5 protein-coding genes and 1 pseudogene are annotated in these 6,151 nt (G+C 76.1%); 3 read left to right on the top strand and 3 right to left on the bottom strand.

Features of this window, described 5'->3' with window-relative positions:
- Positions 1-90: pseudogene (locus AB0F61_RS16485) on the bottom strand (divalent metal cation transporter); the annotation flags it as partial.
- Positions 91-169: 79 nt separating this feature from the next.
- Between AB0F61_RS16485 and AB0F61_RS16480 the strand changes: the two are divergent.
- Positions 170-529: a helix-turn-helix transcriptional regulator gene (locus AB0F61_RS16480; protein ID WP_357809850.1), complete on the top strand. Its 360-nt coding sequence runs from the start codon at positions 170-172 to the stop codon at positions 527-529.
- Positions 526-1,482 carry a hypothetical protein gene (locus tag AB0F61_RS16475; protein ID WP_357809847.1) on the top strand — a complete coding sequence of 319 codons (957 nt, stop codon included), beginning with the start codon at positions 526-528 and terminating at the stop codon, positions 1,480-1,482. Before AB0F61_RS16480 ends, AB0F61_RS16475 begins: the two co-directional genes overlap by 4 nt.
- 59 nt (positions 1,483-1,541) lie before the next feature.
- On the opposite strand, the gene mptB (AB0F61_RS16470) is transcribed toward AB0F61_RS16475, so the two are convergent.
- Both mptB (AB0F61_RS16470) and mptB (AB0F61_RS16465) read right to left on the bottom strand, forming a co-directional pair.
- Positions 1,542-3,032, bottom strand: coding sequence for a polyprenol phosphomannose-dependent alpha 1,6 mannosyltransferase MptB (gene mptB / locus AB0F61_RS16470; protein WP_357809844.1), 1,491 nt, complete (start codon positions 3,030-3,032; stop codon positions 1,542-1,544).
- 14 nt (positions 3,033-3,046) lie between these two features.
- A complete protein-coding gene (mptB, locus tag AB0F61_RS16465; protein WP_357809841.1) occupies positions 3,047-4,447 on the bottom strand; it encodes a polyprenol phosphomannose-dependent alpha 1,6 mannosyltransferase MptB in 1,401 nt (466 codons plus the stop codon).
- 44 nt (positions 4,448-4,491) lie between these two features.
- Between mptB (AB0F61_RS16465) and AB0F61_RS16460 the strand changes: the two genes are divergently transcribed.
- Positions 4,492-6,144 (top strand): hypothetical protein, encoded by a 1,653-nt coding sequence (locus AB0F61_RS16460; RefSeq protein WP_357809838.1) that lies wholly within the window; start codon positions 4,492-4,494, stop codon positions 6,142-6,144.
- Positions 6,145-6,151: the final 7 nt, after the last annotated feature.

Genomic DNA, 6,151 nt, shown 5'->3' with positions numbered 1-6,151 from the left:
CTTCGCCATCAGGTTGGCCACCACCACAACCCAGACCAGCAGGTAGCCGTAGCGGGCGCCGGCTGCGGAGTTGGTGGCGAAGTTGCCGGGGGAGCCGGCCCGGTTCCGTTTCCCCGCCCACCAGATGTATCGCCCTCCGTTATACCATCGCGTCCGTTATATTGTCGCCGTGGACACTCCCCTGCGGGAACCGACGTTCCTCATCCTCACCGCGCTGGCCGGTGAGCCGCTGCACGGCTACGGGCTGATCCGCGAGGTCGCTGGCCTCTCCGACGAACGGGTCAACCTCCGGCCGGGCACCCTCTACGGCGCACTCGACCGGCTGGTCGATGCCGGCCTGGTCGAGGTCGACCGGGAGGAGATCGTGGACGGCCGGCTACGCCGCTACTACCGCCTCTCCCCCGCGGGCTACGCGACGCTCACCGCCGAGACCGAGCGGCTGCGCCGCAACGTCGAGGCCGCCACCGCCCGGCTGCGCGCCCGCTCCACCCGGCCACTCGGCCCGCGTACCGCCGGGGGGTTGGCATGAAGGACCTGGAGCGGCGTTACCTGTGGCTGCTGCGTGCGTACCCCGCCGACTACCGGCGGGCCCGCGGCGCGGAGATCGTCGGGACGTACCTCGACCTGGCCGGCCCGGGCCGGCGCTGGCCGTCGCCCGCGGACGCCGCGGACCTCGCGCGCGGCGGCGTCCGCCAGCGGCTGCGGGCCGCCGGGGCCGCCGGCCTGCTCCCCGGGGTACGCCTCGCGGCGGTGCTGTCCCTGCTCACCGCGACCGCGCTCGCGGCGGTCTGGTCGGTGCTGGAGCTGCGGCCCCCGGCGCCCTACTGGGGTGTCCCGGCACTCGGGCCGGTCGCCACCCTCGGTGCCGGGGTGTGGATGGGGTGGCTCCTGCCGGCGCTCGCGCTGGCCGTGGGCTCGGCCCGGTGGGCGCGACGGGCCGTCGGTCTCGCGCTGCTGCTCACCGTCGTGGTGGTGCCCGTCGCGGAGCTGGCCGGGCTGCCCCGACCGCCGCTGTTCATCCTGCTGCCCCAGGTCGCCCTCGGGCTGGTGGCGCTCGCCCTGCCGGACCGGCTGTCGATGCCGGTGCGGCTGGCGCAGCCGCTCACAGCCGTCGGCGCCGCTGCCGCGACGGAGCTGCTGTACCCGTGGGAAGACCACTACTACTACGGCTGGACCAGCATCCAGATCCCGCTGGGCGTGGGCGTGGCCCTGTTGGCGGTGACGCTGCTGCTGGCGATCGGGCTACTGGTACGCGGTGACCGTCGGGGGCTGTGGGCCGCGCTGACCCTGCTCACCCCGATCTGCCTGCTCTGTCTGCACGACCTGGTCGCTGCCGGCCCCACGGCCCTGCACGGCGGACCCAATGTCGACCGGTTCGGCCTGGCCGTGGCGGCGACCGCCGTGACGCTGCTCGGCCCGGCGGCGCTCGGTGGCGCGGTGGCGCTGGCCGGACGGGTCCGCCAACGCACCCCCGCCTCCTGACCGGTACTCGTTGATCATGAGGTTGGCGGTGTGTTCGATCTCGGAGCGCGCCGTCAACCTCATGACCGACCCCGGTCGAACGGTCTGGGCAGGCGGGGGCGGTGCGTCAGGCGCACGACGAGCAGGACAAGCACCAGCGCGGTCATCGCGACCGCTCCGGGGCCCTTGGCGAACCGGGCCAGGTTGGTGCCGTCGGGCAACGTGAGGAACGCCGCGACCGCCGCCGGCAGCACGAACCAGGTGGTCCGCGTGGCGGCGACCGCGAGCAGAGCGAGGGGCCAGGTGGCGTACCAGGGGTAGAAGACCGGGGAGAGGGCCACCGTCGCGGCCAGCGCCAGCCCGGTACCGAGCAGCACCACCCGGCACACCTCGATCCGGTCGGGCGCGTCGTCGCGCCGGCGCAGCGCCCCCCAGGCTCGCCACCAGAGCAGCGCCAGCAGCACGGCGAGCAGCAGCAGCGCCACCGCCCGGAGCACCGGCACCGCCTGCGGGTCCCGCCCGGCCAGCGCGCCCGCGTAGTCGACCACGAAGCCGACCGCCGTCGGCGGCGAGGTCCACTGCTCGGAGTCCCCGCTGCGGGTCAGCCCGCCGACCCAGCCCAGCCCGAGCCCGGAGAGCGCCGACGTGACCAGCAGCGCGGCGAGCACCCCGCCCGCCAGCCAGCCGCCGTCGCGCAGCAGCGCCCGGACGGTGGGGCGGCCCCGCACCGCCGCCAGGGCGGCGAACGGCAGCACCACCACGGCGCTGGCCTTCACCGTCACCGCCAACCCGAGCAGCACCCCGGCCACCAGCAACGCCGACGGCCGACCCGGCCGACGGACCACGATCAGGAGTCCGGCCAGCAGCAGGCCCAGCATCACCGCGTCGTTGTGCGCCCCGGCCACCAGGTGCACCCCGACCAGCGGGCCGGCCAGCGCCAGCCAGGTCGCCCGCCGGGCCGGTACCCCGGCGGCGCGGGCCAGACCGGGCAGGCAGAACGCGGCCAGCAGCAGCCCGGCCACAGCGCACAACCGCAGCGCCACGATGGTCCCGGTGAGCCCGCCGCCCAGGGTCACCGCGAGCGCCGCGAGCAGCACGAACACCGGCCCGTACGGTGCCGGGGTGTCCCGCCAGATCGGTGCCACCGCGTCCAGCCACGGGCAGCCCGCCGCCGCCACCGGAACGGCGTACGGGTCGACGCCGTGCGCGTACGTCCAGCCCTGGCAGGCGTACGAGTAGACGTCCCGGCTGCCCAGCGGCGGCGCGACGAGCAGTGGCAGCGCCCACAGCCCGGCGGTGACGTACGCCCAGCGGGTCGACGGCGCTCCCCCGCGCAACGACCACCACGCCCCGACCAGCAGCACGGTGCCGACCAGCCAGCAGACAAGCGTCGCCGGGCCGCCCGGGGCCCGCCAGATCGACTCCGGTGTCGCACCGAGCGGGGCGTCGGGCAGTGCCCCACCGAGGTGTGCGGCAACGGCGAGCAGGGCCGCGCCGGCCAGTCCGGCGTACCGGGCGGCGCCTGCCACCCGCGGCGGTGCATCGGGCGGCGGCGGGCCGGGAGCGGTCACCGGCGCACCTTCCCTCAGTCGGCGGCGACCGGCTGACGGGCCGCCCGAGCCGACCGTACCAACCGGACGACCAGCACGATCACCAACAGCGTCATCAGCGGCGCCCCGACGGTCTTGGTGAACCGGGGCAGGCCGGTGCCGTCGGGCAGCACCAGGAACGACGCGACGAGCGCGACGACGGTGAACCAGCCGGTCCGCCGGGCGGTGGCCGCGAGCACCGCGAGGGGCCAGATCCAGTACCAGGGGTGGAACAGCGGCGCGAGGGCGACGGTGGCGGCAAGCGCCACCGCGGCGTGCCACAGCGGCTCCCGGGTGCGGGCCCGCCACCAGAGCCAGAGCAGCACCAGCGCCAACACCGCCATGCCGATCCCCCGGGTGACCGGCAGCGCGTCGAGGTGTGCGCCGAACAGCGCCGCCAGGTAGCCGACGGTCTGCCCGACCGCGGTGGACGGCGACGTCCAGGCGATCACGTCACCGCCACGGGCCAGCCCGCCGACCCAGCCGAAGTCCAGCCCCGCCGCGACTGTCACCCCGGCCACGACGGCGACCGCGCCCCCGACCACCCACCCGCCGTGCCGGATCAGCGCCCGGATCGAGTACCCGCCGACGATCGCGGCCAGCGCCGCGAACGGCACCACGACGAGCGCGGTCACCTTGATCGCTGCGGCCAGTCCGAGCAGCGCGCCGCCGGCGAGCAGCGGGCCGGGGCGGCCCGGCCGGGAGGCGACCACCGCCAGCCCGGCGACGAGCAGGCCGACCATCAGGGCGTCGTTGTGCGCGCCGGAGACCAGGTGCACGGCGACAAGCGGGCAGCCCAGGGCGAGCCAGATCGCCCGACCGGCGGGTACGCCGACACGTCGGGCCAGCACCGGCAGGCTGACCGCGGTCAACGCCACCCCGGCCACCGCGATCAGCCGGAACACCACGATCGCGCCGGTCAGTGAGCCGGTGGCCTTCACCACCGCGCCGGAGAGCACCACGAACAGCGGCCCGTACGGCGCGGGCGTGTCCCGCCAGATGAACGAGATGGTGTCCAGCCAGGGGCAGGGCAGTGCGGACACGCCCTGTTCGTACGGGTTGATCCCGGCGGCGTAGCTGGCGCCCTGGCAGGCGTACGCGTACACGTCCCGGCTGGCCAGCGGCGGTGCGACGAGCAGCGGCAGCAGCCAGAGCCCGACTGTGGTCAACGCCCAGCGGGTCGACGGCACGGAGTCGCGCAGCGCCCACCAGGCGTAGGCGAGCAACGCGGTGCCGACCAGCCAGGCGGCGAGGACCAGCGGGCCGTGCGGGCCCTGCCAGATGCTGACCGGGGTGGCACGCAGGGGGGAGCCGGGCAGGGCGCCGCCGAGGAACGCGGCGACGGCGAGCAACGCCGATCCCGCCAGGCCGGTCCAACGCGCGAGGTGGTGAGGCACGCCGGACATGCTGCCAGTACGGTGGTCGCGGTACGGAGGTGGGCATGCGGCGCAGTCGGGTGGTGGCGGTGACCACCGGTTCCGCAGTCGTGCTCGGCGCGCTCTGGCTGGCCCTGCCGCTGATGGGGTCGGACCTCGCCGCGCAGGTGGCTCGGGCGGACTTCTTCGCGGCCCACGGCCCCACCCCGGTCGACCTGCGCTGGTACGCCGGGGTGCAGCAGTTCGGCTACAGCCTGCTCTCCCAGCCGGTGATGGCGCTGCTCGGCGTACGGGTGACCGGCGTGCTCGCGCTGGTGGCGTCGGCCGCCGCGCTGGCCGCGCTGCTGGTCCGCAGCGAGGTGCCCCGACCGCTGCTGGGCAGCCTGGTCGGGGTGGTCACGCTGGCCGGCAACCTCGTCTCCGGCCGGGTCACGTACGCCCTGGGTGTGGCGTTCGGGCTGGCGGCGCTGCTCGCGCTGACTCGGGGCGTACCCCGAGCCGGGCGGGGGCGGCTCGCGCTCGCGGCGGTCGCCGCGCTGCTGGCCTCGGCGACCAGCCCGGTGGCCGGCCTGTTCGTCGGCCTGGCGGGCGTCGCGCTGCTACTGACCCGCCGGTACGCCGATGGTCTGGCGCTCGGGGTCGCGGCGGCGGTGCCGCTGGCCGCGACGGCGCTGTTCTTCGGCGACGGCGGCTGGATGAACATCGGCCGCACCGACGCGGTGCGCGCGGTGCTGACCAGCCTGCTGGTGGCGGCGCTGGTGGCGTACCGGCCGGTGCGGTTCGGTGCGCTGCTCTCCGCCGTCGGGGTGCTCGCGGCTGCCGTCGTGCACACGCCTGTGGGGTTGAATGCGACCCGGCTGGTGACGATGTTCGCGCTGCCGGTGCTGGCCGCCGCCGCCCGCCCGCCCGCCTGGCTCTCCGACCGGCTGGCCCGCCGGTCGGCCGGGCGCGCCACCCCGACGGGCGCCGCCCCGACCAGCGCCACAGCCGGTGCGGAGACGGCGGGGCGGTCGCGGCCGGCTCGGCTGCGCGGCGCCGTGGCCCTGACCGCGCTGCTGGTGGCGGTCTGCGTGTGGCAGCCGCCGGCGGTCCCCGCCGACCTGCGCGGCATCGGCGACCCGACAAGCGCGCCGAGCTACCACGCGCCGCTGCGCACGTTCCTGGCCGGTCAACGGCTCACCGGCCGGGTCGAGGTGCCGCCGACCCGCAACTACTGGGAGGCGGCCCGGCTCGGTGAGGTGCCACTGGCCCGGGGTTGGCTGCGGCAGGCCGACATCGACCGCAACCCGCTGTTCTTCACCACCGTGCCCGGCGCGGCCGGCACCGGCGCACCGCTGACCCCGAGCAGCTACCGGGCCTGGCTGGCGGAGAACGCCGTGCAGTACGTGGCGCTCCCGGACGCCCCGCTGTCCTGGGTGGGTCGGGCCGAGGCGGAGCTGGTCGAGGACGGCCTGCCCTACCTGACGCCGGTCTGGTCCGGCCCGCACTGGCGTGTCTGGGCAGTGGTCGACCCGACGCCGCTTGTCGCAGCGCCCGCCGAGCTGATCCGCGCCGACGGCGCGGCGGTGACCTTCCGGGCCGCCACCGCCGGCCCGGTGGCGGTGCGGGTCCGGCACAGCCGGTGGCTTGTCGCGTCCGGCGGCGCCACGGTCACCGCCGACGGAGACTGGACCACAGTCACAGTGCCCCGCCCCGGCGAGTACACCCTCGGTAGCTGACGCCCCG

Origin of the sequence: Micromonospora sp. NPDC023888 (genome assembly GCF_040639415.1) — a bacterium.
Classification (GTDB): Bacteria; Actinomycetota; Actinomycetes; order Mycobacteriales; family Micromonosporaceae; genus Micromonospora.
The sequence above is the reverse complement of the archived record's forward strand: the minus strand, read 5'-3'. Positions and strand labels throughout refer to the sequence as shown.